20 protein-coding genes and 1 pseudogene are annotated in these 25694 nt (G+C 59.5%); 14 read left to right on the plus strand and 7 right to left on the minus strand.

Features of this window, described 5'->3' with window-relative positions; all coding sequences use genetic code 11:
• Positions 1–7 precede the first annotated feature (7 nt).
• From pcaF to EFQ99_RS23050, 3 genes are all read left to right on the plus strand, one after another.
• Positions 8–1213, plus strand: coding sequence for a 3-oxoadipyl-CoA thiolase (gene pcaF, locus EFQ99_RS23040; protein ID WP_126923541.1), 1206 nt, complete (start codon positions 8–10; stop codon positions 1211–1213).
• A 63-nt stretch (positions 1214–1276) separates the two neighbouring features.
• Positions 1277–2851, plus strand: coding sequence for a Re/Si-specific NAD(P)(+) transhydrogenase subunit alpha (locus EFQ99_RS23045; RefSeq protein WP_126923542.1), 1575 nt, complete (start codon positions 1277–1279; stop codon positions 2849–2851).
• Between the two features lie 19 nt (positions 2852–2870).
• A complete protein-coding gene (locus EFQ99_RS23050) occupies positions 2871–4304 on the plus strand; it encodes an NAD(P)(+) transhydrogenase (Re/Si-specific) subunit beta (RefSeq protein WP_126923543.1) in 1434 nt (477 codons plus the stop codon).
• Positions 4305–4626: 322 nt separating this feature from the next.
• On the opposite strand, the gene EFQ99_RS23055 is transcribed toward EFQ99_RS23050, so the two are convergent.
• Positions 4627–5760: an alpha-hydroxy-acid oxidizing protein gene (locus EFQ99_RS23055; RefSeq protein WP_245441561.1), complete on the minus strand. Its 1134-nt coding sequence runs from the start codon at positions 5758–5760 to the stop codon at positions 4627–4629.
• 388 nt (positions 5761–6148) lie between these two features.
• Positions 6149–7597 carry an aldehyde dehydrogenase gene (locus tag EFQ99_RS23060; RefSeq protein ID WP_126923545.1) on the minus strand — a complete coding sequence of 483 codons (1449 nt, stop codon included), beginning with the start codon at positions 7595–7597 and terminating at the stop codon, positions 6149–6151.
• A 262-nt stretch (positions 7598–7859) separates the two neighbouring features.
• Between EFQ99_RS23060 and EFQ99_RS23065 the strand changes: the two genes are divergently transcribed.
• The 10 genes from EFQ99_RS23065 (at position 7860) to EFQ99_RS23110 (ending at position 18397) form a co-directional block, all read left to right on the plus strand.
• Complete coding sequence (locus EFQ99_RS23065; protein WP_126923546.1) at positions 7860–9083, plus strand: ABC transporter substrate-binding protein; 1224 nt, start codon at positions 7860–7862, stop codon at positions 9081–9083.
• Positions 9080–9859, plus strand: a complete 780-nt coding sequence (locus EFQ99_RS23070) for an ABC transporter ATP-binding protein (RefSeq protein ID WP_245441562.1) — start codon at positions 9080–9082, stop codon at positions 9857–9859. Before EFQ99_RS23065 ends, EFQ99_RS23070 begins: the two co-directional genes overlap by 4 nt.
• A complete protein-coding gene (locus EFQ99_RS23075) occupies positions 9843–10544 on the plus strand; it encodes an ABC transporter ATP-binding protein (RefSeq protein ID WP_126923547.1) in 702 nt (233 codons plus the stop codon). The genes EFQ99_RS23070 and EFQ99_RS23075 overlap by 17 nt, the downstream gene beginning before the upstream one ends.
• Positions 10537–11397: a branched-chain amino acid ABC transporter permease gene (locus tag EFQ99_RS23080; protein ID WP_126923548.1), complete on the plus strand. Its 861-nt coding sequence runs from the start codon at positions 10537–10539 to the stop codon at positions 11395–11397. Before EFQ99_RS23075 ends, EFQ99_RS23080 begins: the two co-directional genes overlap by 8 nt.
• Entirely contained in the window at positions 11394–12407 is a 1014-nt protein-coding gene (locus EFQ99_RS23085) for a branched-chain amino acid ABC transporter permease (RefSeq protein WP_126923549.1), read from the plus strand. The genes EFQ99_RS23080 and EFQ99_RS23085 overlap by 4 nt, the downstream gene beginning before the upstream one ends.
• Positions 12404–13411, plus strand: coding sequence for a carbon-nitrogen hydrolase family protein (locus tag EFQ99_RS23090; protein ID WP_126923550.1), 1008 nt, complete (start codon positions 12404–12406; stop codon positions 13409–13411). Before EFQ99_RS23085 ends, EFQ99_RS23090 begins: the two co-directional genes overlap by 4 nt.
• Positions 13412–13466: 55 nt before the next feature.
• A complete protein-coding gene (locus EFQ99_RS23095; RefSeq protein WP_208722807.1) occupies positions 13467–14378 on the plus strand; it encodes a ketopantoate reductase family protein in 912 nt (303 codons plus the stop codon).
• Between the two features lie 42 nt (positions 14379–14420).
• Positions 14421–15833 (plus strand): indoleacetamide hydrolase, encoded by a 1413-nt coding sequence (gene iaaH / locus EFQ99_RS23100; protein WP_126923552.1) that lies wholly within the window; start codon positions 14421–14423, stop codon positions 15831–15833.
• 14 nt (positions 15834–15847) lie between these two features.
• Entirely contained in the window at positions 15848–17560 is a 1713-nt protein-coding gene (locus tag EFQ99_RS23105; RefSeq protein WP_126923553.1) for a thiamine pyrophosphate-requiring protein, read from the plus strand.
• 108 nt (positions 17561–17668) lie between these two features.
• The gene (locus EFQ99_RS23110) at positions 17669–18397 is read left to right on the plus strand and encodes a response regulator transcription factor (protein ID WP_126923554.1); all 729 of its coding nucleotides are present in this window, start codon (positions 17669–17671) and stop codon (positions 18395–18397) included.
• Between the two features lie 984 nt (positions 18398–19381).
• Here EFQ99_RS23110 and EFQ99_RS23115 read toward each other — a convergent pair.
• Both EFQ99_RS23115 and EFQ99_RS23120 read right to left on the minus strand, forming a co-directional pair.
• Positions 19382–19729, minus strand: coding sequence for a hypothetical protein (locus EFQ99_RS23115; RefSeq protein ID WP_164736427.1), 348 nt, complete (start codon positions 19727–19729; stop codon positions 19382–19384).
• A gap of 45 nt (positions 19730–19774) precedes the next feature.
• Positions 19775–20416: a helix-turn-helix domain-containing protein gene (locus tag EFQ99_RS23120; protein ID WP_208722808.1), complete on the minus strand. Its 642-nt coding sequence runs from the start codon at positions 20414–20416 to the stop codon at positions 19775–19777.
• A gap of 159 nt (positions 20417–20575) precedes the next feature.
• Between EFQ99_RS23120 and EFQ99_RS23125 the strand changes: the two genes are divergently transcribed.
• Positions 20576–21532, plus strand: a complete 957-nt coding sequence (locus EFQ99_RS23125; protein WP_126923556.1) for a hypothetical protein — start codon at positions 20576–20578, stop codon at positions 21530–21532.
• A gap of 5 nt (positions 21533–21537) precedes the next feature.
• Here EFQ99_RS23125 and EFQ99_RS23130 read toward each other — a convergent pair whose 3' ends face one another.
• The 3 genes and pseudogenes from EFQ99_RS23130 to EFQ99_RS23140 all read right to left on the minus strand — a co-directional run bounded on the left by EFQ99_RS23130 (position 21538) and on the right by EFQ99_RS23140 (position 25209).
• Positions 21538–23289: a hypothetical protein gene (locus EFQ99_RS23130; protein ID WP_126923557.1), complete on the minus strand. Its 1752-nt coding sequence runs from the start codon at positions 23287–23289 to the stop codon at positions 21538–21540.
• A 90-nt stretch (positions 23290–23379) separates the two neighbouring features.
• Positions 23380–24047: pseudogene (locus tag EFQ99_RS23135) on the minus strand (response regulator transcription factor).
• A complete protein-coding gene (locus tag EFQ99_RS23140) occupies positions 24013–25209 on the minus strand; it encodes a sensor histidine kinase (RefSeq protein WP_245441563.1) in 1197 nt (398 codons plus the stop codon). Before EFQ99_RS23140 ends, EFQ99_RS23135 begins: the two are co-directional and overlap by 35 nt.
• Between the last annotated feature and the right edge of the window lie 485 nt (positions 25210–25694).

Genomic DNA, 25694 nt, shown 5'->3' on the forward strand with positions numbered 1-25694 from the left:
GAACGAAATGGCCGACGCCTTCATCTGCGATTACATCCGCACGCCCATCGGCCGCTTCGGCGGCTCGCTTTCCTCTGTCAGAGCCGACGACCTCGGCGCTATTCCCTTGAAATCCCTTATGGAACGCAATCCGTCCGTCGATTGGGAAGCGGTCGGTGACGTGATCTATGGCTGCGCCAATCAGGCCGGGGAGGACAACCGCAACGTTGCCCGCATGTCATTGCTGCTGGCGGGCCTGCCGGTTTCGACGCCGGGCACGACGATCAACCGGCTATGCGGCTCCGGCATGGACGCCGTCATCACTGCCGCCCGCGCCATCAAGGCCGGCGAAGCGGAACTGATGATTGCCGGCGGCGTCGAAAGCATGAGCCGTGCGCCATTTGTCATGCCGAAGGCCGAGACCGCGTTCTCACGCAATGCCGAGATCTACGATACGACGATCGGCTGGCGCTTCGTCAATCCTCTCATGAAGAAGCTGTATGGCGTCGATTCCATGCCGGAGACGGGTGACAACGTCGCAATCGATTATAAGGTGTCGCGCGAGGACCAGGACGCCTTCGCCGTTCGCAGCCAGGCCAAGGCTGCCGCCGCGCAGGAAAACGGTCGTCTCGCCAAGGAAATTACGCCCGTCAGCGTGCCGCAGCGCAAGGGTGATCCACTCATCGTCGACAGGGACGAGCATCCGCGTGCGACCAGCCTGGAGGCGCTTGCCAAGCTGAAGCCGGTCAACAAGATCGAGGGCGGCACGGTGACGGCGGGAAATGCGTCCGGCGTCAACGACGGTGCGGCCGCCCTTGTCATCGCCTCGGAAGCGGCTGCGAAGAAATACGGACTGACGCCCATCGCCCGCGTGATGGGCGGCGCTGCTGCCGGGGTTCCGCCTCGTGTGATGGGTTTCGGCCCTGCACCCGCCTCAAAAAAGCTGATGGCGATGCTCGGTCTGACAGCTGACAAGTTCGACGTGATCGAACTCAACGAGGCCTTCGCCTCGCAGGGTCTCGCGACGCTGCGCGATCTTGGCATCTCCGATGATGATGCTCGTGTCAATGTCAATGGCGGTGCGATCGCGCTTGGCCATCCGCTCGGAATGTCGGGCGCGCGCATCGCTGGGACAGCCGCGCTGGAACTGTCGCTACGTCGGGGTCGGTACGCGCTGGCAACAATGTGCATTGGCGTGGGACAAGGCATCGCGGTTGCATTGGAGCGCGTGTAGGGATTGCGCGAGTTGTCTTGATTTTTTCAGGCTGGCGAGGAGAGGGTGAGTCAAAAAATGGGAATGAGGATTGGAACTCCTAGGGAGCTCTACACAGGAGAATCGCGTGTTGCGATGACGCCGGACTCGGCGCTGCAATTGCAAAAGCTCGGCTACGAGTGTGTTGTCGAGGCAGGGGCGGGGAAGGCTGCCGGCTTTACCGACGATGCCTATCGGTCCGCCGGTGTGGCGGTGGTCGAGGATGCCGCGGCGCTTTATGCACGGGCCGATGTCGTGGCGAAGGTGCGACCACCGGAAGCGAGCGAGGTGGAGCATCTGCGGCCTGGCCAGACGCTGCTCTCCTTCTTCTACCCCGCCCAGAACAATGACCTGCTTGAGCAGGCGAAGGGCAGGGGCGCCAACGTCATCGCCATGGACATGGTGCCGCGCATCTCTCGCGCGCAGAAGATGGACGCGCTGTCGTCGATGGCCAATATCGCCGGCTATCGCGCGGTGATTGAGGCCGGCAACAACTTCGGCCGCTTCTTCACCGGCCAGGTGACGGCCGCCGGCAAGGTGCCGCCTGCCAAGGTGCTGGTCATCGGCGCCGGCGTCGCCGGTCTTGCCGCGATCGGAACCGCGACGTCGCTCGGCGCCATCACCTATGCCTTCGACGTCCGCCCGGAAGTGGCCGAACAGATCGAGAGCATGGGGGCCGAGTTCGTCTATCTCGATTTCAAGGACCAGCAGGAGGACGGTGCGGCGACCGGCGGCTATGCAGCCCCATCGTCGCCCGAGTTCCGCGAGAAGCAACTTGAGAAGTTTCGAGAGCTCGCGCCGCAGATTGACATCGTCATCACCACCGCGCTGATCCCCGGCCGCGATGCGCCGAAGCTCTGGCTCGCCGACATGGTGGCGATGATGAAGCCGGGCTCGGTCATTGTCGACCTTGCCGCCGAACGTGGCGGTAACTGCGACCTGACCATCGCAGACCAGAAGGTCGTCTCCGCCAACGGCGTTATCGTCATCGGCTATACCGATTTCCCGAGCCGCATGGCCGCACAGGCTTCGATGCTCTATTCCACCAACATACGCCACATGATGACCGACCTGACGCCGGCCAAGGATGGCAAGATCGTCCATAATATGGAAGACGACGTCATCCGCGGCGCGACGGTTGCCTTTGAGAGCGAGATCACCTTTCCGCCGCCGCCGCCGAAGGTGCGGGCGATCGCGGCGCAAAAGCCAAAGGAAAAGATCAAGGAGCTGACACCGGAGGAAAAGCGCGCCTCAGAGGCGGCCGCCTTCGCGGCCCAGACCAGGAGCCAAGGCTTGATGCTGGTCATCGGCACGGCGCTGCTGCTTCTGGTCGGCGCCGTCGCCCCGGCCAGCTTCATGAGCCACTTCGTGGTCTTCGTGCTGGCCTGCTTCGTCGGCTTCCAGATCATCTGGAACGTCTCGCATTCGCTCCACACGCCGCTGATGGCGGTGACCAACGCGGTATCGGGCATCGTCATCCTCGGCGCGCTCTTGCAGATCGGCTCGGGCAACTGGCTGGTGGTCACTTTGGCGGCGCTGTCGGTGCTGATCGCGACCGTCAATATCGTCGGAGGGTTCCTGGTGACGCGGCGCATGCTCGCCATGTTCCAGAAGTCGTGATCGGGTAGGGGTATTGGACATGACTATTGGCATCGTATCGGCTGCCTACATTGCAGCCGCAGTTCTCTTCATCCTATCGCTTGGCGGCCTGTCCGGCCAAGAAAACGCCAAGCGCGCCGTCTGGTACGGCATGACAGGCATGGGCCTCGCGGTGGTCGCCACCGTCTTTGGCCCCGACGTCGGCAACTGGTTCATCATCCTCTTGATGATCGCCGGCGGCTCCGTGCTCGGCTACTACGTCGCCTCGCGCGTACAGATGACCGAGATGCCGCAACTCGTGGCGGCGCTTCATTCCTTTGTCGGCCTGGCAGCCGTGTTCATCGGCTTCAACGCCCATATCGAGGCCGCCCATGTCGCTTCTCTCGATGATGCGGGCAGAGCCGCACTCGCCGGCTTTGCAGCGATCCTCGCGCATAAGGAGCCGGTCGAACTCGCCATCATGAAGATCGAAGTGTTCCTTGGCGTGTTCATCGGCGCGGTCACCTTCACCGGCTCGGTCATCGCCTTCGGCAAGTTGGCCGGCAAGGTCGACGGCAAGGCAAGCAAGCTGCCGGGCGGTCACTTTCTCAACGCAGGTGCGGCGATCGTGTCGGTCATCCTGCTGCTGACGTATTTCAACGGCGCAGGCATCTGGCCGCTGATCCTGATGACGGCTCTCGCCTTCTTCATCGGCTACCACCTGATCATGGGTATCGGCGGCGCCGACATGCCGGTGGTGGTGTCGATGCTGAACAGCTATTCCGGTTGGGCCGCAGCCGCCATCGGCTTCACGCTCGGCAACGACCTTCTCATCGTCACCGGCGCGCTGGTCGGCTCCTCTGGTGCGATCCTCTCCTACATCATGTGCAAGGCGATGAACCGCTCCTTCATCTCGGTCATCCTCGGTGGCTTCGGCGCGTCGATAGGGCCGGCGATGGAGATCATCGGCGAGCAGATCGCCATTGATGCGGACGGTGTGGCAGCGGCGCTCAACGATGCGGAGTCGGTGATCATCGTTCCTGGCTACGGCATGGCGGTGGCACAGGCACAGCAGTCGGTCTCGGAACTCACGCGCAAGCTGCGGGCCGCCGGCAAGAAGGTCCGCTTCGCCATCCACCCGGTGGCCGGCCGCCTCCCAGGCCACATGAACGTGCTGCTCGCCGAAGCCAAGGTCCCTTATGACATCGTGCTCGAGATGGACGAGATCAACGACGACTTCCACGAGACCGACGTCGTCATCGTCATCGGCTCCAACGACATCGTCAACCCAGCCGCTCAGGAAGATCCGAACTCACCGATCGCGGGCATGCCGGTTCTCGAGGTCTGGAAGGCCAAGCAGGTGTTCGTATCCAAGCGTGGCCAGGGCACTGGCTATTCCGGCATTGAAAACCCGCTATTCTACAAAGAGAACACCCGGATGTTCTACGGCGACGCCAAGAAGAGCTTGGGCGAGCTCCTGCCGCAGATTGCCTGATCTGACGTAAGGGCCGTTGTTGAGATAAATTAAAGGCCATGGGGTCGAGTATGAACCCATGGCCTTTATGCGTCCTGGGCCATGCCCTCGCTGTCCGGATTGTTTACAAAAGCGCACTGACGCAGCGGCGTTTGTGGAGGGAAATTGGCAGGATCGGAGAAGCAGAGAAGCTAGCCGATTTTTCCTGGACAATTGCCGGGAGAAGAGCGCCGGATTCGGCGGTTGGCAGATTTCAAGAAGATCAACCTGCAGCCGGGTGTCAGCAACGTTAGCCCGATTTAGCGCGGCTAGCCCGCCAACAGCCCGCAGTTGAGCACCTCAATCAAGCCCAATTCGACCGCCTGACAAGGGTGTGGTCGAGCTGGGTTATGTTTGATGCCCCTAGCAGGGCCATGCCGCGCTTCAATTCATCGGTCAGGATTTCAAGGCATCGTTCGACACCCCGCTGGCCGTCGGAGGCCAACGCATAAAGTGTCGCTCGCCCCAGACCTACAGTTGTGGCGCCCAAGCAGAGGCTGGTAAGCGCATCCGCCCCACGCCTGATGCCACTGTCCAACAGAATTGGGATCTGGACACTGGAGGCAATCTCCGCAAGCACTTCTAAAGGAGAGATAGTTCCGTCCAGTTGTCGGGCGCCGTGATTTGAGACTATCAACGCATCCACGCCACACGCAGCGCATTGGACCGCGTCTTCGGCCCGGAGCACGCCCTTTACCATCAACTTCTTGGGCCACCATTCACGCAGCCGCCGCAACGCGTCCCAATCGAAGCTCGCGTCCATCTGTCTTTTCATCAATGCGGCCTGCGCTTCCGGGCTCGGGGCTTCCAGAGTTTCGAAATTTCGGAGTTTAGGCGTTCCGCTTCTCAGGAAATTGATGGACCATCGTGGATGCATGAACCCGTCTGCCAGCGTTCGCAAACCATATGTTGCCGGTAGTGCGAACCTGTTGCGCATGTCCCGCTCTCGGTATCCGTTTACTGGGACATCAACAGTCAAGATCAGCGCTTCGTAACCAGCGGTCAGAGCCCTTTGGCACATCGTCTTGGCAATATCTCGATGCAGTACGTACAGCTGGAACCAACGTTCACCATCCCCCGATGCAGCGATGTCCTCAATCGACAAGTTCGAAGCAGTAGAGAGAACAAAAGGAATGCCCGCCTTGGCCGCCGCCTGGGCAAGGAGTCGGTCTCCGTCAGGGCGGATGAGGCCGTTCAGTCCGGTCGGAGAAAGATAGAAGGGGAGGCTGTATCCCTTCCCAAGCAACGTGGTTTCCAGCGAGCATTCGCTAACGTCGGTAAGGCGCCTGGGGACGAAGTTCCATTTTCCAAAAGCGTTCACATTTCGAGAGAGGCCAGCTTCGCCTTCTGATCCACCCTCCAAATAATCGAAGACCATCTTGGGAAGGAAATTTTTCGCCCTCTTCCGAAAATCTTCAACACTGAACGCATCCTTCAATTGGTCTGCTCCTGTTCGAGGGTTTTGCCCGCACGTGAAAATGCGTACGCCAAAATAAGTCGTATACTCCGCTTTGCACTCCTCCGACGCCATTGCTTCCACGAGGATGTGCTAGAGCGGCATCGGCATAAATGCTGACCTCGCCGAGTGAGCCGGGTGTGGATGGGAGGGCCATCAAAAACTATGATGGCCCTGAGCAACAGCACCTGGATGGCATCGCAGTATCCGCGGAAATCAACACCGGAAAGAAGGATGAGCTTGCGTTCTTGAACGCCGCCGCGGGGAGAAAGACTACCCGGCCGTTTTCGCGATCACTCCATCGGATCTCTCCACGCTTCAAGTCCTCAAGCCTATGCTTTCAGGTCGGAAACTGGCCGCATGGGCTGCTTCAGAAGGGGTAATGCTGGTGCGGATCTTCGATCGTGATCCAGCGCAAGTCGGTGAACTCGTTGATCGCCGCCTTGCCTCCGAATTGGCCGTATCCGGAGCCCTTGACGCCGCCGAAGGGCATCTGAGCTTCGTCATGGACGGTCGGTCCGTTGATGTGACAGATGCCGCTTTCGATCCGAGCTGCGACCGCCATCGCCCGCTGTACATCGCGACTGAACACGGAAGCCGAGAGGCCGTATTCGGTATCGTTGGCGATACGGACCGCTTCGTCGTCATCGGCCACCCGGATGATCGGTTTGACCGGGCCGAAGCTCTCTTCGCCGTAGCTGCGCATGCCGATCTTGACGTCGTCGAGCAGCGTCGCCTCGACCACGGAGCCGGTCCGCTTTCCGCCGGCTACGAGCTTCGCCCCCTTGGAGACCGCATCGGAAATGAATTCTTCCATTTTCACCGCCGCTTCCTTCGTCACCAGAGACCCGAGAACCACATGACCGCGGGGGTCGCCGGCAGGTAGTTTCGAGGCGCGGTCGGCAAGCTTGGCGACGAATTCGTCGGCGATGTTCTGGTGAACAATGATCCGCTCGGTCGACATGCAAATCTGACCCATATTCGCAAAGGCCCCGAAGATCGCCCCGTTGACCGCGGCATCAACATCGGCATCGTCCAGAACCACCATTGGCGCCTTGCCGCCCAGCTCCAGGAGAGCGGGCTTGAGATGCCTTCCGCAAAGCTCGCCGATACGGCGCCCGACATGAGTCGATCCGGTGAAATTCACACGCCTGACCTCCGGAGCCGCGATCAGGGCTTCGACGACGGCGGCAGCATCCTCCGGCGCGTTCGAGATGACGTTGACCACCCCGGCAGGGAATCCCGCTTCGTTCAGCGCCTGGCCGATCAGCATGTGCAATCCCGGGCAGGACTCCGATGCCTTGAGGATAACGGTGTTGCCGCAGGCAAGCGCCATCGCGATTGCCCGCGTACCGAGGATGATAGGCGCGTTCCACGGCGCTATCCCCAGGCAAACGCCTGCGGCTTGACGTACGCCCATGGACAAGGTGCCGGGCTTGTCCGACGGAATGACTTCGCCGACAACCTGCGTGGTCATCGCCGCAGCCTCTCGCAATATCCCGGCTGCAAGCATGGTGTTGAAGCCGGCCCAAGGCGCGGTGCCGCCTGTCTCCTCGATCATGATCCTGGTGAATTCTTCGACCTTCGACGCAAGGCGATCGGCCGCCTTCATCAGCAACGCCCTGCGCTCACCTGGACCCGTCTTCGACCAGGCGGGGAAGGCGGAATGCGCCGCCGCAACTGCCTTCTGGACATCCTCGATACCGGATGCCGGGGCGCGGGTCGCAACCTTGCCTGTGAGTGGATCAATCCTGTCGAAGGTCTTTCCGGAGACGGCGGCGACCGAGTTGCCCCCGATAATCTGCTTTATTTCCAACATGTCTTTCCTCCCGCATGTTTCTTGCCGCGTCGCCTCTCCGAACGCAGAGTTCGATCCGTCTCAGGTTACGCTCAGGACAAGAAAACTATCGGTTCAGGCTCTCAAGCAGCATCCACATTCTTGTGGATGGTGCAGACCGTCGATCGGAAGGATCGTACTCCCCGCGAAAATAAGGGGAACTCTAATGAGCATCACTACGCGAAATTCTGCGCTCATCACGCGCCGCACACTTCTAGGATCTGCCGCCGCCGGAGCTGCGGGAATGGCTGCTTCGAACATCTTTCCCACGCCCGCATTGGCTCAGGCAGCCAAACTGAAGGTCGGATATGTCAGCCCGGTCACCGGAATTTACGCCACCTTTGCCGAAGCGGATCCGTTCCTGCTCAAGCAGGTAAGGGAGGCTTTGAAAGGCGGTCTCGTCAACAATGGCAAGACCTATGAAGTCGAGATCATCGATATCGACGACCAGACCAATCCGGATCGCTCGACAAGCGCGACCCAGCAGCTTATCAACTCCGACGAGGTGAACCTCGTTCTCGCCCAGGGCGCCTTGGGCATCAAGAACGTCAGCGCCCAGTGTGAACTGGCGGGCGTTCCTTCGATCACGACAATGGACCCATGGCAAGGCTGGCTGTTCCCGCAGGGCGGCAAGCCCGACACCGGGTTCAAATATGCGAACCATTTCTTCTGGGGCATCGAGGACATCATCTCGACTTATGTCAGCATGTGGTCGGCGCTCGACACAAACAAGAAGATCGGCTCCTGCTTCTCGAACGATCCTCCGGGACAGACATTCTCCAGCAGCGAGATCGGCTTCCCGCCAGCGCTGAGGAAGGCCGGATTCGAAATGGTCGATGTCGGCCTGTACGAACCGGGCTCGAACGACTACTCGCGTCAGATCGCCGCGTTCCGCGATGCGGGTTGCGATATCATGAGCGGTCTGTTCGACCCGCCGGACTGGGTCGTCTTCTGGCGGCAGGCGATGCAGGCGGGCTTCAAGCCCAAAGTCGTCACTATTGCCAAAGCTCTTCTTTTTCCCGCAGGCGTGCAGTCCCTCGGTGCTGCCGCGAACGGCATGTCCACGGAAGTCTGGTGGACTCCGGACTATCCATTCAAGTCGTCGATCACGGGCCAGTCGTGCGGCGAGCTCGCCAAGTCCTACGAGACCGAAACCGGAAAACGTTGGACGCAGCCCATCGGCGTGGTTCACTCGCTGCTGGAAGCCGGGATCAACGCGCTCAGAACGGCTGACGATCCCACCGATCCCGACTCCGTGGCCGATGCGATCAAGAAGATGAAGCTCGACACCGTCGTCGGCACGCTCGATTGGGCCAACAGTCCGATCAAGAGTGTGGCCAAGATGGCAATCGCGGGCGGACAATGGCACGTCGATCCGAACGGCGATTTCAACCTCGCGGTGGTCAACAACCAGGGCATGCCGCAGGTGCCCGTCACGGCGCCCTTCCAGATGAAGATCGGCGCATGAGTAACGCGCGTGAGAGCATGATGCCCTCGCCGAACAGGTCTCTCGCCGTCGAAAACATCAGCAAGTCGTACGGCGGCGGACTTCCGGTGCTCAAGGATTTGACACTGGAAGTCCTTCCCGGCGAATTGTTGGGTGTCATCGGACCTAATGGCTCGGGCAAGACGACCCTGTTCGGCGTTATCGCCGGACAGCTGTCGCCCAATTCCGGCAAAGTACTCGTCAACGGCAGAGACGTTACCGGGCTTTCCGCGTCCGAAAGGGCGCGTAACGGCATCGGGCGCACTTTCCAGGTTCCGCAGTCCTTCTCGAATATGTCCGTATTCGAGAATCTTCTCGTCGGCGCACGATTTGCTGGCGACCTGAGCCACGAGGCGGCGACGCTCGCGGTCCACGGCATCATGGAACGAACGGGTTTTCATGGACGCGGCCATCTGCGCGCAGGAGACCTGCCGCTGCTTGACAGGAAGCGGCTTGAGCTGGCGCGGGCATTGGCGACGAACCCTTCGCTTCTTCTCCTCGATGAGATCGCCGGAGGACTAACGGACAATGAGGCTGCAGAGATTGCCGAACTTGTGAAGGAGGTCAACCGCCAGGGGATCGCGGTGATCTGGATCGAACACCTCGTTCATATCCTCACCTCCGCCGTCTCGCGCATCGTCGTCCTTGGCGAAGGCAAGATCATCGCGGACGGGGAACCGCACGCGACGATGGTAGAACCGGCGGTGCGGAAAATATACCTTGGGATGGAGCCCGATCTAGATGCTGAGCATTCGTGATCTGGAAGCGAGCTATGGCTCGATGTCCGTATTATTCGGTGTAGGCCTCGACGTCGCGGCCGGTGAGACGCTCTCTCTGATCGGCTCGAACGGCTCCGGCAAATCGACGCTGTTCAGCGCGATCACGGGCCTGTTGAGACCGACGGCCGGAGCGATCGAGCTGGACGGGCTCGCCATGATCGGAAAGTCCACGTCCGCGATCGTCGATCACGGAATAGTCATAGTGCCGGAAGGTCGGAAACTTTTCCCGAGCCTGTCTGTCGAGGAGAATTTGCTTCTGGGCGCCTATCGCAAGAGGCCGGGCGAATGGTCGCTCGACCGGGTGCTGGATACGTTTCCTGTTCTGAAAGACTTGCGCCGGAGACCCTCCCAAGCTTTGTCCGGCGGCCAGCAGCAGCTCGTCGCGGTCGGTCGCGCCTTGATGGCGAACCCGAAAATCCTGCTCTGCGACGAGCTGTCGCTCGGACTTTCACCCTCGGCGGTCGACGTGGTCTACGCGGGGCTCCAGAAGGTCAAGGAGACAAAGGTGTCGTTGGTACTCGTCGAACAGGACATCGCCCGGGCACTCAAGGAAAGCGATCGGTTTGCATGTATGCGGCATGGCCGCATCGTTCTGCAAGGCAAGTCCTTGAACGCCGACCGCACCGAAATTTCAAACGCGTATTTCGGAGGCTCGCATGATTGAGCTATTTCTGAATGGCCTGTTCGTCGGAGCGCTCTACGCGCTGTTCGGGCTTGGATTGGCAGTCACCTTCGGTCTGATGCAACAGATCAACCTTGCCCATGGCGACATGATCATCTTCTCGGCCTATCTGGCATGGTTTGCTGGTCAGGCCTTCGGCCTTCATCCGCTGGCGGCCCTTCCCATCGTCGCCCTCCTGATGTTCGTACTCGGGTATGTTCTCCAGCGTGCTGTGCTCAACAGGACGATCGGCCGAGGGCCGATGCCGTCGCTCCTTGTAACGTTCGGTCTCTCGATCGTTTTGCAGAACCTGATGCAGATGGGATTCAGCGCCGATACCCGCAGCCTGCAGCCGGGCAGCATCGGCTCCGCATCGCTCCCACTAGGTTCTTTCTCGATCGGGGTGATGCCGCTTTTCTTCTTCCTGTTCGCCTGCCTGGCTTTCGCCTCCACGTGGCTCGTATTCTCCAAGACCGGTTTTGGCCGGGCGGTAAGGGCGACATCCGATGACCACCGTACGGCAAAGCTCATGGGCATAGAGACCGGGCACATCTTCTCGCTGGCGCTCGCGCTTTCGCTGTCCGTCTCCGCCATCGCGGCGATCTTTCTCGGAATGCGGTCGACCTTTGCTCCCGCCGCAGGGGTGGAGCGGATGCTGTTCGCATTCGAGGCGGTTATCCTCGGCGGTCTGGGATCGATCTGGGGCACCTTCTTTGGCGGTCTCGCGCTCGGCCTGGCTCAAGCCGTCGGGATCGCGATAGCGCCGACATTCGGACCCCTCGCCGGGCACCTGGTTTTTCTGGCCGTGCTCATCCTCCGGCCTGAAGGCATGTTCGCCAGAGGTGCATCCAGATGACGAAGAAGATCGACAACGCCTACATCACATTGTTCGTCATCGCGCTGGCGCTCTGCCTTATGCCGATCGTTTTGCCGAAAGCCGGGCTTGCCCTCGCAACCGAGTTCTGTGTCGTGCTTACCATCGCGCTGGCCTGGAATCTTCTGGGCGGTTTTTCGGGCATCGTGCTGATCGGGATGCCGCTCTTCATCGGCATCGGGGGATACACGCTTTACATCGTCGCCAACTTTCTCGCGATCTCCCCCTATCCTGTCATCGTCATTTGCGGCGTCGTGGCGGCCATTCTCGCCTACGTCCTTTCGCCTCTGCTGTTCCGGCTTCAAGGCGCCCAGTTGGCCATCGGTTCATGGGTAATGGCCGAAATCGCCCGCCTCCTTTGCCTCGTTACGCCTGCCACCGGAGCCGGCGGCGGATTGAACCTCGAGGTCATGAAGTTGGTCACGAGGAACTGGCGCCTTCCACTGAATTTCGCATCTGCAGCACTGGTGCTCTTCGTTACGCTCGTGGCGATCGTCGTGCTTTTGAAAAGCAGGTTCGGTCTCGGTCTGCGCGCGATGCGGGACAGCGACGCCGCGGCGGAAGCGATGGGGGTTCGGACAAGCCGCGTGAGGCTCTACACTTTGGTTCTGGCGGCAGGCCTCTCGGGTGCCGCAGGGGCGTGCTACTATATCACCAGCATTCAGATCACGCCGAACAGCGCCTTCTCCCAGAACTGGATCGCAATGACGATCTTCATCGTCATCCTCGGGGGCATCGGCTCGGTCGAAGGCCCGATCTTCGGAGCGATCGTCTATTTCCTGCTGAGGGAGACACTGTCGGGTCTCGGACCCGGATACTTTGTCATAAGCGGCCTGCTGGCGATCCTCGTCACCATCTTCCTGCCTGAAGGCGTATGGGGTCTTGTCAGGAGAGTCATACGGATCGACCTTCTTCCGGTCGCCCACAAACCGTCGGCCGAGCCCTCGGCACTGCCGTCTTCCAATCTGCAACCTCAGGAGATCCTGTCATGAAACCGATCAAAGTCGCTGCGGTTCAGGCCGCCCCTGCCTTCATGGACCTCAACCGTTCGATCGACAAGGCCGAGACCCTCGTTGCCGAAGCGGCTCGCAACGGCGCCAAGCTGATCGCCTTCCCGGAAACCTGGCTGCCCGGCTATCCCTGGTTCGTGTGGTTATCCTCACCCGCAGAATCCATGCAGTTTTACGGTGCCTACCACCAGAACAGCATGGCGGTGGACTCCCCGGAAATGCGCCGTCTCCAGACCATAGCGAGGAGGCATGAGATTTTTATCGTCATGGGCTTTTCCGAACGGGAAGGCGGGTCCAGATATATGTCCCAGGCGACCATCTCCGACACAGGCGACCTGCTTCAGGTGCGCCGGAAACTGAAGCCGACTTTTGCTGAACGGATGGTCTTCGGCGAAGGCGATGGCTCCGACCTCGAGGTCGTTGACACCTCGATCGGTCGCGTTGGCGCGCTCAACTGTTGGGAGCACGCACAGCCACTGGTGAGAATGGCCATGCATGCCCAGGGCGAAGACATACATGTGGCTGCCTGGCCGAGCTTCTGCCTCTACCGCGACATCGCACACGCTTTGGGCCCCGAAGTGAACAACGCGTTCTCGAGGACATATGCCGTCGAGGGAAGCTGCTACGTTCTCGCCGCATGCGCCACGGTCAGCCAGGAAATGTTCGACCTGATGGCGCAGACGCCGGAGAAGGCTCACCTGCTCAATCCCCGCACGAGTAAGCCCGGCGGGGGGTTCACTATGATCTACGCCCCAGATGGCAGGGAGATGTGCGAGCCTCTGGCCGATGACGAAGAGGGTATTCTCTACGCTGATCTGGACCCAAACATGATCGATCTCGCCAAGGTCGCCGCTGACCCGCGTGGCCACTACGCAAGGGCGGATGCCGTCCGCCTCGTGGTCAACAAGGAGAAGCGACGGGTAATGTCGGAGATCAATCGCGCCGACACGCCGCCCGTGGTCCGACTTTTCCAGGAAGAAGAATAGGCGGGAGCGGCATTCAATGGCCGATAGAACTTCCAAAAGCCTTCTCAGGATCGGCGTGGTCGGCGCGGGCGCCATGGGCTCCCTCTTCGGAGGCTGCCTTTTCGAAGGGGGTGGCGCTGATGTCACGCTCATCGACGTCAACCCCGCGCATATCGACGCCATCCGGGAACACGGCCTCAGGATCGTCGACGATCGCGGCGACCGGCGGATCCATATTCCCACGGTGACGCCGGAAGCAGTCAAAGGGACATTCGATCTTGTGCTCGTGTTCACCAAGACGCTGCACACGCGGTCGGCGCTCACGGGCATCGCAGGAGCGATCGGTCCGGAAACGTATCTCTTCAGCCTTCAGAACGGTCTTGAGAACAAGGAGACCCTCCTTGAATTCGCAGCGCCGGATCGGGTGTTGATCGGCGTGACGACCTATCCGGCCGATATCAAGGGACCGGGACACGTCGAGTCGCACGGAGAAGGCGTAGCACGCTTCGCCGCCGCCGCATCCGGCGAGCCCCCGATCGCGTCTGCTCTTATCGGGGCGTTCGAACCGTCCGGACTCCGTTTGGTTTACGACCCCGACGTCGAAGCGGCGATCTGGGAGAAAGTGGCTTTCAACGCCGCATTGAACAGCGTCTGCGCCATTACGCGATCGACCGTGGGACAGGTCGGTGCCGACGAAGGGACTCGCTCTCTCGTTTTCTCGATCGTCGGCGAAGTTTGCAGAACGGCGATCGCGAGCGGGATAGACGTGGACACCGGCCATGTCGAAGGAATGGTCGAACATGCTCTATCCCACCACACGCACCACAAGCCGTCGATGCTCCAGGACCTTCTCGCCGGACGCATGACCGAAATCGAAACGATCAACGGTGCGGTGGCCCGCAAGGCGGTCGCCGCAGGGATCGAAACGCCGGTCACATCCGTGGTTTTGAAGCTTGTCCGGCATGTCCAGTCACCGCCTCAAGTTTGATGACAGGCCCCTTCCAGAATAGTCGCGACCGAGAGGACGAAGATGAACATATCCGAATTGAGTTGCTCCGAGTTGGCCTCCCTTGTTTCTTCCCGAACGCTGCATGCGGTCGAGATCGCCGATGCTCTCATCGACCAGGTGGACAAACTCTCCGATGCCAACGCATTCACAGGCTTCGATGCGTCTTCTGTGCGGGCGGATGCAGAACAAGCAGATCGGGACTTGGCAGCCGGCCGTTCCAAAGGCCCGCTCCATGGAGTTCCGATCGCGTTCAAAGACAATATCAACGTGAAAGGCTACGCGACGACCGCGGGCACGGCGGGAATGCGGCATTTCCGACCGCAGGACGATGCTCCCGTGGCGGCGAAATTGAGGCAGGCAGGAGCCATAGCCTTCGGCAAGAACAATATGCACGAACTTGCATATGGGGCCACGACCAATAACGCTCTCTTCGGTCCTTCCAGAAATCCATTCAACCCCGACCACGTCTGCGGGGGCTCGAGCGGCGGCAGCGCATGCGCTGTCGCTCATCGGATGGTCCCTGCAAGCATTGGCACGGACACGGGCGGCTCCGTCCGTATCCCCGCCGCGTTCTGCGGTCTCTGGAGCTACAGGCCAAGCCCCGGCCGCTGGCCGAAGGCAGGAATAGTTCCGATATCGAGTACCCGCGACACACCCGGCCCGATCGCCCGTACGCCATCCGACCTTGCGCTGCTGGACAGCGTCATCGTCGGACATTCCGAAGTGTCGAAGTCTTCGATGATCCAGGGATTGAGAATAGGAGTTCCGGACGACTTCTTCTGGGACCTGGCGGATCCGAGCGTCTTCAGGGTATGCAGCGATGCGCTCGACCGCCTGAAGTCGATGGGCGCCATTCTGGAAAAGATCGATGCGCGGCGGCTGCTCGATCATCACATGGCCTCGACGACGATCATTGCGTTCTTCGAAGGCAAGGTCACCCTGGAAGGATTTCTCGAGGCCCATGGGGTTGGGAACTCTTATGAGACCGTCGCTCAGTCGGTGGCGGCGGCTGATGTAAGGTCGATCCTGCTGGATCAACTGAAAAGCGAAACCGCGGTAGGACGGGAGCGATACGCAGAGGCCGTCAATATCCACCGCCCAGCATTGCAGGAGGAGTACCGCCGTATATTCCGCGATAACTCGCTTGATGTGCTCGCCTTTCCGACTGCGCTGATTGCGCCTCCCCTGATCGGGGACGACGCGACGGTCGTCTTGAACGGGCAAGAGCAGCCCCTTTTTCCGACGACCATTCACAATACCGACGTCGGAAGCAACGCGGGTATTCCCGGAATCACGATACCTGTCGGATTGACGGACACGAACCTTCCCGTCGGCCTGGCCTTCGATGCCGCCGCGGGTGCAGATCGGCTGCTCCTCGATGTGGCCATCTGCCTGGAAGAGCAATTTCCAGCACTGAAATCCCGATATCTCTAAGGAAGGAACCGTCGATGTACACGGCGAGCAGCGCCCTGTTGGACGCACTGACCGACGCGAAAGTGTCTTACATCTTTGCGAATTTCGGGAGCGATCACCCCGCGCTTGTCGAGGCAATCGCCGAGGCTCGGGCAAACGGCAGGCCGATACCCGAGGTCATTACCTGCCCGAATGAAATGGTGGGCATGAGCGCCGCACACGGGTTCTGGCAGGCGAGCGGCGTGGCGCAGGCGGTGGTGGTTCATGTGGAATGCGGAACCCAGGCGCTTGCCGGCGCGGTCCACAACGCTGCCAAGGGGCGCGCGCCCATGATGATCTTCGCCGGTGCATCTCCGTTCACCCAGGACGGGGAACTGAAGGGGTCGCGCAATGAATTCATTCAATGGATTCAAGATGTCCATGATCAGCGCGGCATCGTTCGGGGATATACGAAATACGATAACGAGCTGCGGACGGGTCTCAACGTCAAGGATATCGTCAACCGCGCGCTCCAGTTCGCATACTCGGACCCGAAAGGTCCGGTCTACTTGATGGGCGCGCGCGAGGTGATGGAGCAGGAAGTTCCTCCCAAACCTTCGGTTCCGATGTGGCAGCCTGTCCAGGCTGCGGGGCTGACGAAACAGTCTGTGGCCATGCTCGGGGAGGCTTTGCGGAAGGCGCGCCGGCCGCTTGTCGTGACGACCTATCTCGGCCGCAACGAAGCGGCGTTCAACGCCTTGGTGGAATTCAGCCGCAGGGCGGGAGCCGGCGTTCTAGAATCCGTTCCGACCTGGCTGAACTTCCCGCATTCAAACCCGATGTATCAGGGCAACCACTGGAATCATCCCTGGCAGAACAAGGCGCTGGCCTCCGCCGACCTCGTCCTCGTGATCGACAGCGACGTGCCTTGGATTCCGGTACACAACAGGCCCGCTCCTGATGTTCCTATTTTCCACATCGATGTCGATCCGCTGAAGACGCAGATGCCGCTATGGCACATCGATGCAACGGCATCCTGGCAGGCGGATGCCGCCACCGCCCTGTCGGAACTCAACGAATGGCTCGCGGATAATCCGATAGAGCCGGATGATCTCGCCGGACGGGTGGACCACTGGCGCATACTTCATGACGCGCGCGCCGGAGAACTGGCCACATTGGAAAAGGAGCCTGAGGACGGCGTGATCACCTCGGAATTCGCGGTGGCCTGCCTGCGCGAAGAAATCGGTGACGACGCGCTTTTCGTCAACGAGGGCATTTCCAACTATCACACGGTCTTCAACCACCTGAGGCGGAGCGATCCGCTTACAGTCTTCACGAGCGGCGGCGGATCGCTCGGTTACAACGGCGGTGCTGCGATCGGCGTGAAGCTCGCCAGCCCTGAGAAAACTGTCGTCGCCCTATGCGGGGATGGCTCCTATATGTTCAGCGTCCCGTCATCGGTGCACTGGATGGCGGCGCGTTATCAAACACCGTTTCTCCAGATCGTCTTCAACAACCGGGGCTGGAAGTCGCCAAAGCTTTCGACCTTGGCGGTTCATCCTGACGGCTTCGCCGCAAAGGCCAATTCGATCGACGTGTCGTTCGATCCTCCACCGGATTATGCGGGCATCGCCGCGGCCGCAGGCGGCGCGCATGCCAAGCAAATTCGAAATCCCTCGGAGGTTCGCGAAGCAATCAGAGAGGCGCTGGACGTTGTGCGGACGCAGAAGCGTTGCGCGGTGCTGGACGTCTGGATTTCTCATCTTTGACCGATGAGTTTACGGGCCGTGGAGGGGAGGGGAGCCAGCGCGTCCTTGCGCGCTGGCCCATTATTTGGTTAACTGCCAGGGGCCTCAATACTGAACAAGAGAGCTGGAATGACGGGTCATATCTACGACATGTCAGGGCAGGAGACGCGAATATTCGCCAACGTTATCGGCGCGCTTTCCAGCGGCAATCTTAACTTCGACGTGCGTGAAGAGGTATTCCCCGACATTTTGAAGCTGCTCAGGGCCGATGTCCTGGCTTCCTTCGAATGGAACGGGCGTTCGAACTCCTACGGCAACGCGTTCATCATCAACCAGGACCCGGAAAACGTGGCCCGATACCGCAAGTGGTTCCAGTATCGCGATCCGATGACGGACAAGCTCCGGGGCCTGAGAAGGGCGGCCCATGTCGAGGAAGTCATTTCCAGGCGGGATCTGAGCAAGACTGAATTCTATAATGACTTCCTTGCCCGTGATGGCATGCAGCATGGCGTCAACTTGTTCATGCAGGCCAATGGCCGCGAGTTGGCCGATCTCAGGGTGTGGCGATACGGCAGCCGGCCCGATTTCAGTGACCGCGAAATTGACCTTTTGACCATTCTCGCGCCATTCATCCGCCGGGCATTATCGCTGGTTCCGGCTGTCAGTCTCGACATGCTCACCGACCGGGAAAGAGATGTGGCGCTTCTGGTCGCGCGGGGCTGTTCAGACAAAGATATCGCCCGTGTCCTCGGCATCGGCTTCGCCACCGTGAGGACGCATGTGGGAAGTTGCCTTGCCAAACTTGAGTGCTCCAACCGGGCGGAGGTCGCTGCGCAGGTATCAAAGCTATCGCATTAGGTGCCCAACAGGGTATCCACGGCATTGCCGAGGTCAGCACCGGGAGGATAGCGGCATTGTTCCGGCGCGGCGGTGGTGCACGGCTCAGCGACAATCGTTATTCGGTCTTGGATAGGCGGCTTATGCTCCGCAGCCGTCGGTGCCTTGCAGCGAACAAATTTCGGGCGTCTGCAAACGTGCGTATCGGGATACGATCGACGTCGATGATGAGCCATAAGCCATTCCGGGAGTTCTGATGTCGATTTGTGAGACCGAGCTTGCCGTCCACTTCAGGCAATGAAAGCCCGTATGGCCATGAGATGCTCCTCGTGCGCGCATGATAGAGGAGCTGGATCTTGGGGACGACCAAGCAGCCATCGGGTTTATTGTGGAGGAAAGGAAGCGCCTTGCGAAAGTGATCGCGGACGAACGGCAATCAGAGACCCAGCGGGATCGTCATCGGGACGAGGGTCTTGAATAGCGTCATTTGCGAAGCTGATGGGCGCAGCGGCCGAAAGACACAGGGAGGAAGGCGGAGAGAGTGACCAATTCCGAGATAGGTCATCGGTGACTTTCCATGGCCTACGCGGGGGAGCGAGCAGTTCGGTGAAACAATCGGTGGCGCAATCGTCAGCCTTCCGCCAGATCGAGTGCGGATCAGAGAGGTAAATTACGTCCGCTCTCGGCTCCAAACAAACCTTCCAAAAGGAAAAGGTGCTACCGGCTCAAAGCAGAAATCATTCCCCTCAGCCGGCGAAGCTCTGAAATTCACAAGTCTCCATGCCATCAGGCCCCCGCAACCAACATTCCCAAGACAAAGCCAAAAGCAAAACAATACGAAAAAGCCCTCCAACCAAGGAGGGTTTTTTGCGTTTGGAGATACGGCTTTCGGCATCCGGACAATCGCCAATCCGGGCGAGGCCGGCGATTGATCCACCGCCTCGTAGGATGAATCATAGAAGTTAGAAAAACGGAATCTCTCAATTCTGCTTTCAATCCAATGCTCTAGCGTTTCAAATCGTAGGCTTGGTGCGCCGCGCGAAGCTCTACCAAGGTTTTGCCGACGCAACTCCCTCCGCCTTCAACGCCCGTTGCCTTTGCCCTACCGTCAATCGTGATGGTGCCGGCGATCCGGTCAGAAGCCGTATAGGTGGCCACGCCATCCATGGACACACGCGATAGGTAAAAAGCGTGATAGGTTTCGCGGTACTTGCATTGGATAATCAAAGGAAACTGATCGAACGGATTGTCTTGCGCCTGAACGGCCGTGACCGAGAAGGCTGCCAACGATATCAGGCTTGCGGAAAGCATTTTGCCCAATGCGTCTAGTTTTCGGGGAGATGCGTGCGTCATTGTTCAGTCCCTTTTGAAAGATTGATCCTCCTGAATGCTCTCCCGCTAGATCGTCAGGCTGATGAGTGCATCGCGGTCAAGGAGGCGAACGACGCGTTGCAGTCTGCCCTTCAGACAAAGGATGCGTTTTTCGCGGAGTTTCGTGAAGCAGCGGGCAACAGTCTCGACCGTTATTCCGAGATAGTCCGCGATATCGCTACGCGACATCATCATGTCGAATTCACAATCCCCCGGATGCCCATCGGCCATTTCATGGACAAAAGCCGCAACCCGCTTCAGAGCGCTCTGCTCGGTGATAACGAGTTGTTTGTGCTGTGCCTTCGCGAGGTTCGTCAGGGCAATGTTGAGAAGGTCTACAGGAACGACTGCGTTCCGATTGGCACGAAAGGGGGTGATGCGGGCGTCGCAGACGGCCTCTGCGAAATCAGTTCGCACATTGCCCGTTTCCAGGCCGAACCACTCGCCCTTGCCGCAAAAGGACAGGATATATCGCTGCCCGCTTGGCGTCAGCCGGTAGATCCGCACCGCGCCCGCTTCGACCTGATAGATCGCAAATGCATATTCACCTTCACTATAAATCGTCTCGTCGGCCTTGAGTCGGATTGTATGGTCCTTGGCCGATTCCGCCGCTCCATAGTGTTGGCCAGGAACGGCCATGTGCTTAACGATCGCGTTGTCTTGAAGCATATGCGTTGCCCCCATCCGCCTCGCAGCATAGACGCTCCCCGCGGGCCTCGGTATTCGAGATACCCCTTACGTATTGCTACGGAAGCCTAAGACGGTCGACAGGTGTATAAGGCTATTGCTCCTTTTGAGAGCGATATGCAGATATCGCGGGAGGTCTCGATGGCACGGGATGAGGGAGGGGACAGCCGCGCACCTCAAGACACTGACGGCGTGCGTGCGCAGCTTGACCGTATACTTGCCAGTGCAGAGTTCCACGTTCCCGAGCGTGGCCGCCGCTTCCTGCAATATATCGTCGAGGAAGCGTTGGAAGGGCGCGGCGAACAGCTCAAGGCCTATACGATTGCACAGGCGGTTTTCGGGCGTGATGCCTCATTCGACGCCCAGAATGATCCGGTCGTCCGTATCGAGGCGGGGCGTATCCGCCGCGCACTCGAACGTTATTATCTTGTTAGTGGAAGAGGTGACCCGATCCGGATTGCCGTTCCCAAGGGAGGCTATGCGCCGCTATTTTCAAGTGCTGTCGATATCTCGGGAGCCGGGGAGACGACCGGTTCGCGCACGCGCGGAAATAAGCCGGGTAACCCGGTGCAGCCAGTAACCTGGCGGGATCTTCTGGTGCCGATCGGCGTGCCCGCGTTGTTTGGCGTGATGGCAATTCTGGCTCTCATTCGGCCGCTTGAAGCCTATCTTTCACCACCAGCGGAGCGTTCGCCCGCCGTATCATCGCTGAACAGCGAGATCAGGATCGTTGTGGAACCCTTCGCGGCTCTCGGCAGTGCTCCATCGGAGATGGATTTTGCCAGGGGGCTGGCCGATCAGTTGATTGCGAAGCTCATGAAGGTGAAGAATTTCGTCGTGCTTGCACCGGACCGGATCAGCGTGGAGACGAGCGGTCCGTCGTTCAACCTGCAGGGAAGCGCGCTTGTCGAGGGCACGGGTCTGCATTTGCATGTCCGGCTGATAAACGGCGCTGACGGGACGGTCATCTGGGCAAATCAATATGACCGTGATCTGCGCGGTCATGCCGTGCTCGACCTTGAGGACGAGATTGCCGCGCAAATCGCGATGGAAATTTCAAACAGCCCCAGGCTGGCTGATCCGGGCTCCGATCCATAAACTCCCTATCTTGCCGATAGGCGTTCGAGGGGCAGTCCCGCAGCATGCAGCCCGCTCAGGAACCGTTCCTGATCTTCGGGCCGTTGCAGTCGGAGCGCCAGTTCCTCGCGAACATTGGCCATCACCGACGGCGCGTGAATATTCAGCCAGGCCTCCTCCAGGCCGGCTTCATCCAGCTTTCCAGCCGCGCCGAGAATGGACATCAATACGAGATGATGCATGGGGTTGGAGTCGAGATCGGACCTTCGCGCCCACTGTTCTGCCTCTTCGACATCCCCCTTCATGAATGCACAAAGCGCCATGCCGATTTCGTAGTAACCTTTGGGGCCAACGCCTTTACTGATGGCAATCGACAAAAGCTCGCAGCCGGATTGCCATTTCCCCGACATTGCCAGCCGGAGGCCATATTCGCCTGCTACTTCCACATCATTGGGATTTGCAGCATAGGCTGCCGTTCCCGCCTTCAGAGCCCCATCGATATCGCCCCGATAGAAGCTCACCATCATGAGGGCCTGCAGAACATGGGGATTGCCGGGCGCAAGTGACGTCGCCCGCTCGATCGCGGCGGTTGCCTGGTCGAGCGATTGCGCGGGAGATGACGTGCCGAGCTTGTAGCGAAAGCGCATTTCATCAAGGTAGACGAGGGACAACAGGGCCCAGGATTCGGCGTTGTCGGGAAAATTCTCAGTCGCCTGCTCTAGGCATCGGCGTGCCGCACTTTGAGTTTGAACAGTCATGTTCTGTCGATAGCTGTAATATGCGAGCGTGCAGGTGTTGTCTTGGCGTCTCAGCCGAGCGGTCGTCTCCGTGTCTGGTTGAAAGATGGCGCCGTTGGGCTGTGCGATCGCATTGGTGATTTGCCGGGCGATACTGCCTTGTATGGCAAGCTTATTCTGCGCTTGAAGGTCCGCGTCGAAATTATCGGCCCAGATAACGGTGCCATCTGATTGGCGCACCAATCTGGCAGCCGTGCGCAGCCTGCTTCTGTCGAGCTGGACACTGCTCTGGAGCGCATAGGTGGCATTGGCTGCACGATCGCTTCGCGTTGGGTCAGCCACGACGATGATGTCATCGAATAGGGCAAGCTGACCGATAACCTCATCCCTCAGGCCACGAGCAATGTCCGAATTAGCGTCGGCTGACCCGTTCTCGGCAAAGAATTCAACGATCACCTTTGGCTTGGAGATTACTGGCGGCGGTGAAATCCATTGAGCAGACAGTGCAAAGGCTATGATAACGCCGAGGAGAGCAAGAGCGGCTGCCATGGCAATCCGAAGGCTCGGAACAGGCTGCCGGGGTTCATCGCGTGTTTCATGATGCAGATGCTCTTCGGGGTTTGCGGGCTGCGATTTTTGCGAGCCTGCCATGGGTGCGGCCGGGGCTGATGTATACTGGGCATATTCAAAATGCGGGACGTAACCGCCTTTGGGCACTGTTATAACAACCTCGTCCGCCTGGCCTGCGACGAGATAATAGCGCTCGAGCGCCTTTCTTACTCGGCCAGCTTCGATCCGTACCACCGGATCGTTCTGCGGATCGAACGATGCTTCCCGGCCAAAAACCACATTTGCTATTGTAAATGCCTTCAGGAAATCCGATCGACCGGCGAGTGTCTCCTTGACCACGAATTCCAGGAAATTCCGTCCGCGTTTTGGCGCATGAAATTCCACGCTCGTGAGAATACGATCCACCTGCCGGCAGATTTCGTCAGCCGTCGGCTCAAGGTTAGTGAAGGCTTGGATTTTTGCGCTCCTCATGATCGCCCCTACGACGGGTCACGCAATTATTTAAGCTTTGTCTAACTTATAATATCCAACAATCCTTTGGTTGCAAGACTTGGTTCGGAATCATCGAATATAGGTTGACGTGCCTCCGACTGATGCGGCTCTTGCGGTTTCACGCGATTGCGTTGCAGCATCGATGGTAATGGCCATCCGCATGAGTTCCGCAAGATTGCGCGCACCCATCTTTGCCATCACATTGGCGCGGTGAACCTCCACCGTGCGGGCGCTGATGCCGAGATCAAAGGCGATCATCTTGTTCTGAAAGCCATCGAGTACACCGGAAAGCACCTGATGCTCGCGATCGGTGAGCTGGCGCAATCGCGCCGCAACGGTTTCGTAGTCGGCAATCACTCTGCCGGCACGCCCTTGTCGTGTCGCAGCGTTGATGGCTGCGACGAGCGCCTCTTCCCTCAGCGGTTTTTCGAGAAAGTCGAACGCCCCCGCCTTCATCGCCGAACCGCAGTTGCGACATCGCCCTGGCCGGTAATGACAATCGCCGGCACATCCATGCTGAAACGGTGCAAGCGCTGAAGCAACTCGATGCCGTCAATATCGGCCATGCTCAGGTCCGTGACAAGGCAACTTTGCCCTGAAAGGGGCAGCAGTTCCAGAAAGGCCTTCGCCGAGCTGTGCGCACGAACAGCAAAGCCTGCAGATACCAGCAGGAATGTCAGAGATCTCCTGAGCGACTCCTCGTCATCGACGAGATGGATCGTAAGGTCGTTTGCCATTGATTGTGCTCTCCACCAGCGGAAGCGAAAACGAGAGGATCGAACCGTCCCGTATTCCCTTGCGCGCGCTAATGCGGCCGCCATGGGCTTCAATGATACGCTTGGACAGGGCCAGGCCCATGCCGAGACCGCGTGGTTTACTCGTCACGAAGGGACGAAACAGCGCCTCTTCGATGTCGACCGCGATGCCGCAGCCATTGTCGGACACCTCAACAACAAGATGGGCGAAATCATCAGTTTCGGTGTCGATCGCGATAACCGGCTGTTCAATAGCGTCGGTCGCCTCGATGGCGTTGCGAAGAAGGTTTGTCAGCACCTGGACGATCTGGACGCGGTCTGCGACCACAATGTCCCGCTTCGCTTCAAGCCGCAGATCCGCATGATGGCCTTTCCTCTGCGATCCGGCGAAGGCGAGTGTCGCTGCTTCCTGAATCAAGGCGTGCATCGATTCCGGTCTTTTCTCGCCGGCGCCGCGCTTTGCAAACTCCCGGATATTCTGGACGATCACGCCTGCCCACGAGGCGTGCTGGGTAATTTCCGACAGAGCTTCGCGAAGCGCCTCACGGGGCCATTGACGATCGTTCGATATAAGGCGCCCGCACCCCTCCGAATAGGCGGCGATCGAGGCTAGCGGTTGGGAAAGCTCGTGAGCCAGCGTTGCGGTCATTTCGCCGAGCGCCACTATTCTTGCGAGGCGAGCGAGCTCACATTGAAGCTCTTCAACCTGCAACAACGTCTGACGTTCGCTTCGGAAGTCCTCGAAGATCGCCGCAGTGAAGGTCTTTTTCCCACGCTCTTCCCGGATGATGGTCAGCGCAGTTGGAAACTGGGCGCCACTCCTCGTCGTTGCCAGGCCGGCACGAACGGCGCCCTGATCTGCCCAGCGTCCATTGAGCTGCGCATCCGGCGTTGCGGACCAGACAAAATCGATCTTGCGACCGAGCAGCTCGTCTTCTTGATAACCGAACAAGGTGACCGCAGCCCTGTTGCAGGCAAAAATCCTGTTGTCGTCGGCCATGAAAAACACGGCGTCGGGCATGTGTTCATAGAGCTGCCGGAACCAATCCGTCGGTGGTCCGTGCTCTTCATCTTGCGAAGCGGGCGAGGGTTTACGGCGCGCCACCCGCGACCCGGCGACCGCGGTACGTCCTGTCAGGCTCAAGGCAGCCGAACTGTATTCGGTAACATGTGGAGCCCCTGTATTGGTAGACATGATTGTCTCCTCCACCCCTTGAGAAGTTGTTCGTGCCTGGACTGCCTTGTCTCTCTCAACAATGAAGCGAGTTTACCACCTTTGCAGCAGTGGTCCGTGTAGTATCGCGTAGACTCTATTGCTCTTTCTACTCAACCGGATGTGGGTGCCGTCGAGCCGGCGTTTTGGCTGGCCCTCATCTCCGTTGATCCGGCTCAATGCCTTTGGCTCGTGGTTCCGTTACTCTCAGATGAAATGGGTATCGTTATTGAGGAAGCTGGAAGATGAGAAGGTTTGTCCTTGCTATCGCTATTGCGACCGCTGCGTCTATCGCTGGTGCCTAGGAAACCCGCAAGGCCATCCGTTCCAATGCGTGGCTTGTTCAGCAATTGAAGGCTAGGAAATTGACGCCCAACCAGATCGAATGGTTAACGCGTGCCCGAAACGGCAACCTG

Source organism: Rhizobium vallis (assembly GCF_003985155.1).
GTDB lineage: Bacteria > Pseudomonadota > Alphaproteobacteria > Rhizobiales > Rhizobiaceae > Rhizobium > Rhizobium vallis.

Bases quoted from the DNA above. Each gene is read 5' to 3' on its own strand.
- pcaF (WP_126923541.1), top strand. From the start codon at position 8: ATGGCCGACGCCTTCATCTGCGATTACATCCGCACGCCCATCGGCCGC.
- EFQ99_RS23045 (WP_126923542.1), top strand. From the start codon at position 1,277: ATGAGGATTGGAACTCCTAGGGAGCTCTACACAGGAGAATCGCGTGTT.
- EFQ99_RS23050 (WP_126923543.1), top strand. From the start codon at position 2,871: ATGACTATTGGCATCGTATCGGCTGCCTACATTGCAGCCGCAGTTCTC.
- EFQ99_RS23060 (WP_126923545.1), bottom strand. From the start codon at position 7,597: ATGTTGGAAATAAAGCAGATTATCGGGGGCAACTCGGTCGCCGCCGTC.
- EFQ99_RS23065 (WP_126923546.1), top strand. From the start codon at position 7,860: ATGGCTGCTTCGAACATCTTTCCCACGCCCGCATTGGCTCAGGCAGCC.
- EFQ99_RS23070 (WP_245441562.1), top strand. From the start codon at position 9,080: ATGAGTAACGCGCGTGAGAGCATGATGCCCTCGCCGAACAGGTCTCTC.
- EFQ99_RS23075 (WP_126923547.1), top strand. From the start codon at position 9,843: ATGCTGAGCATTCGTGATCTGGAAGCGAGCTATGGCTCGATGTCCGTA.
- EFQ99_RS23080 (WP_126923548.1), top strand. From the start codon at position 10,537: ATGATTGAGCTATTTCTGAATGGCCTGTTCGTCGGAGCGCTCTACGCG.
- EFQ99_RS23085 (WP_126923549.1), top strand. From the start codon at position 11,394: ATGACGAAGAAGATCGACAACGCCTACATCACATTGTTCGTCATCGCG.
- EFQ99_RS23090 (WP_126923550.1), top strand. From the start codon at position 12,404: ATGAAACCGATCAAAGTCGCTGCGGTTCAGGCCGCCCCTGCCTTCATG.
- iaaH (WP_126923552.1), top strand. From the start codon at position 14,421: ATGAACATATCCGAATTGAGTTGCTCCGAGTTGGCCTCCCTTGTTTCT.
- EFQ99_RS23105 (WP_126923553.1), top strand. From the start codon at position 15,848: ATGTACACGGCGAGCAGCGCCCTGTTGGACGCACTGACCGACGCGAAA.
- EFQ99_RS23110 (WP_126923554.1), top strand. From the start codon at position 17,669: ATGACGGGTCATATCTACGACATGTCAGGGCAGGAGACGCGAATATTC.
- EFQ99_RS23115 (WP_164736427.1), bottom strand. From the start codon at position 19,729: ATGACGCACGCATCTCCCCGAAAACTAGACGCATTGGGCAAAATGCTT.
- EFQ99_RS23120 (WP_208722808.1), bottom strand. From the start codon at position 20,416: ATGCTTCAAGACAACGCGATCGTTAAGCACATGGCCGTTCCTGGCCAA.
- EFQ99_RS23125 (WP_126923556.1), top strand. From the start codon at position 20,576: ATGGCACGGGATGAGGGAGGGGACAGCCGCGCACCTCAAGACACTGAC.
- EFQ99_RS23130 (WP_126923557.1), bottom strand. From the start codon at position 23,289: ATGAGGAGCGCAAAAATCCAAGCCTTCACTAACCTTGAGCCGACGGCT.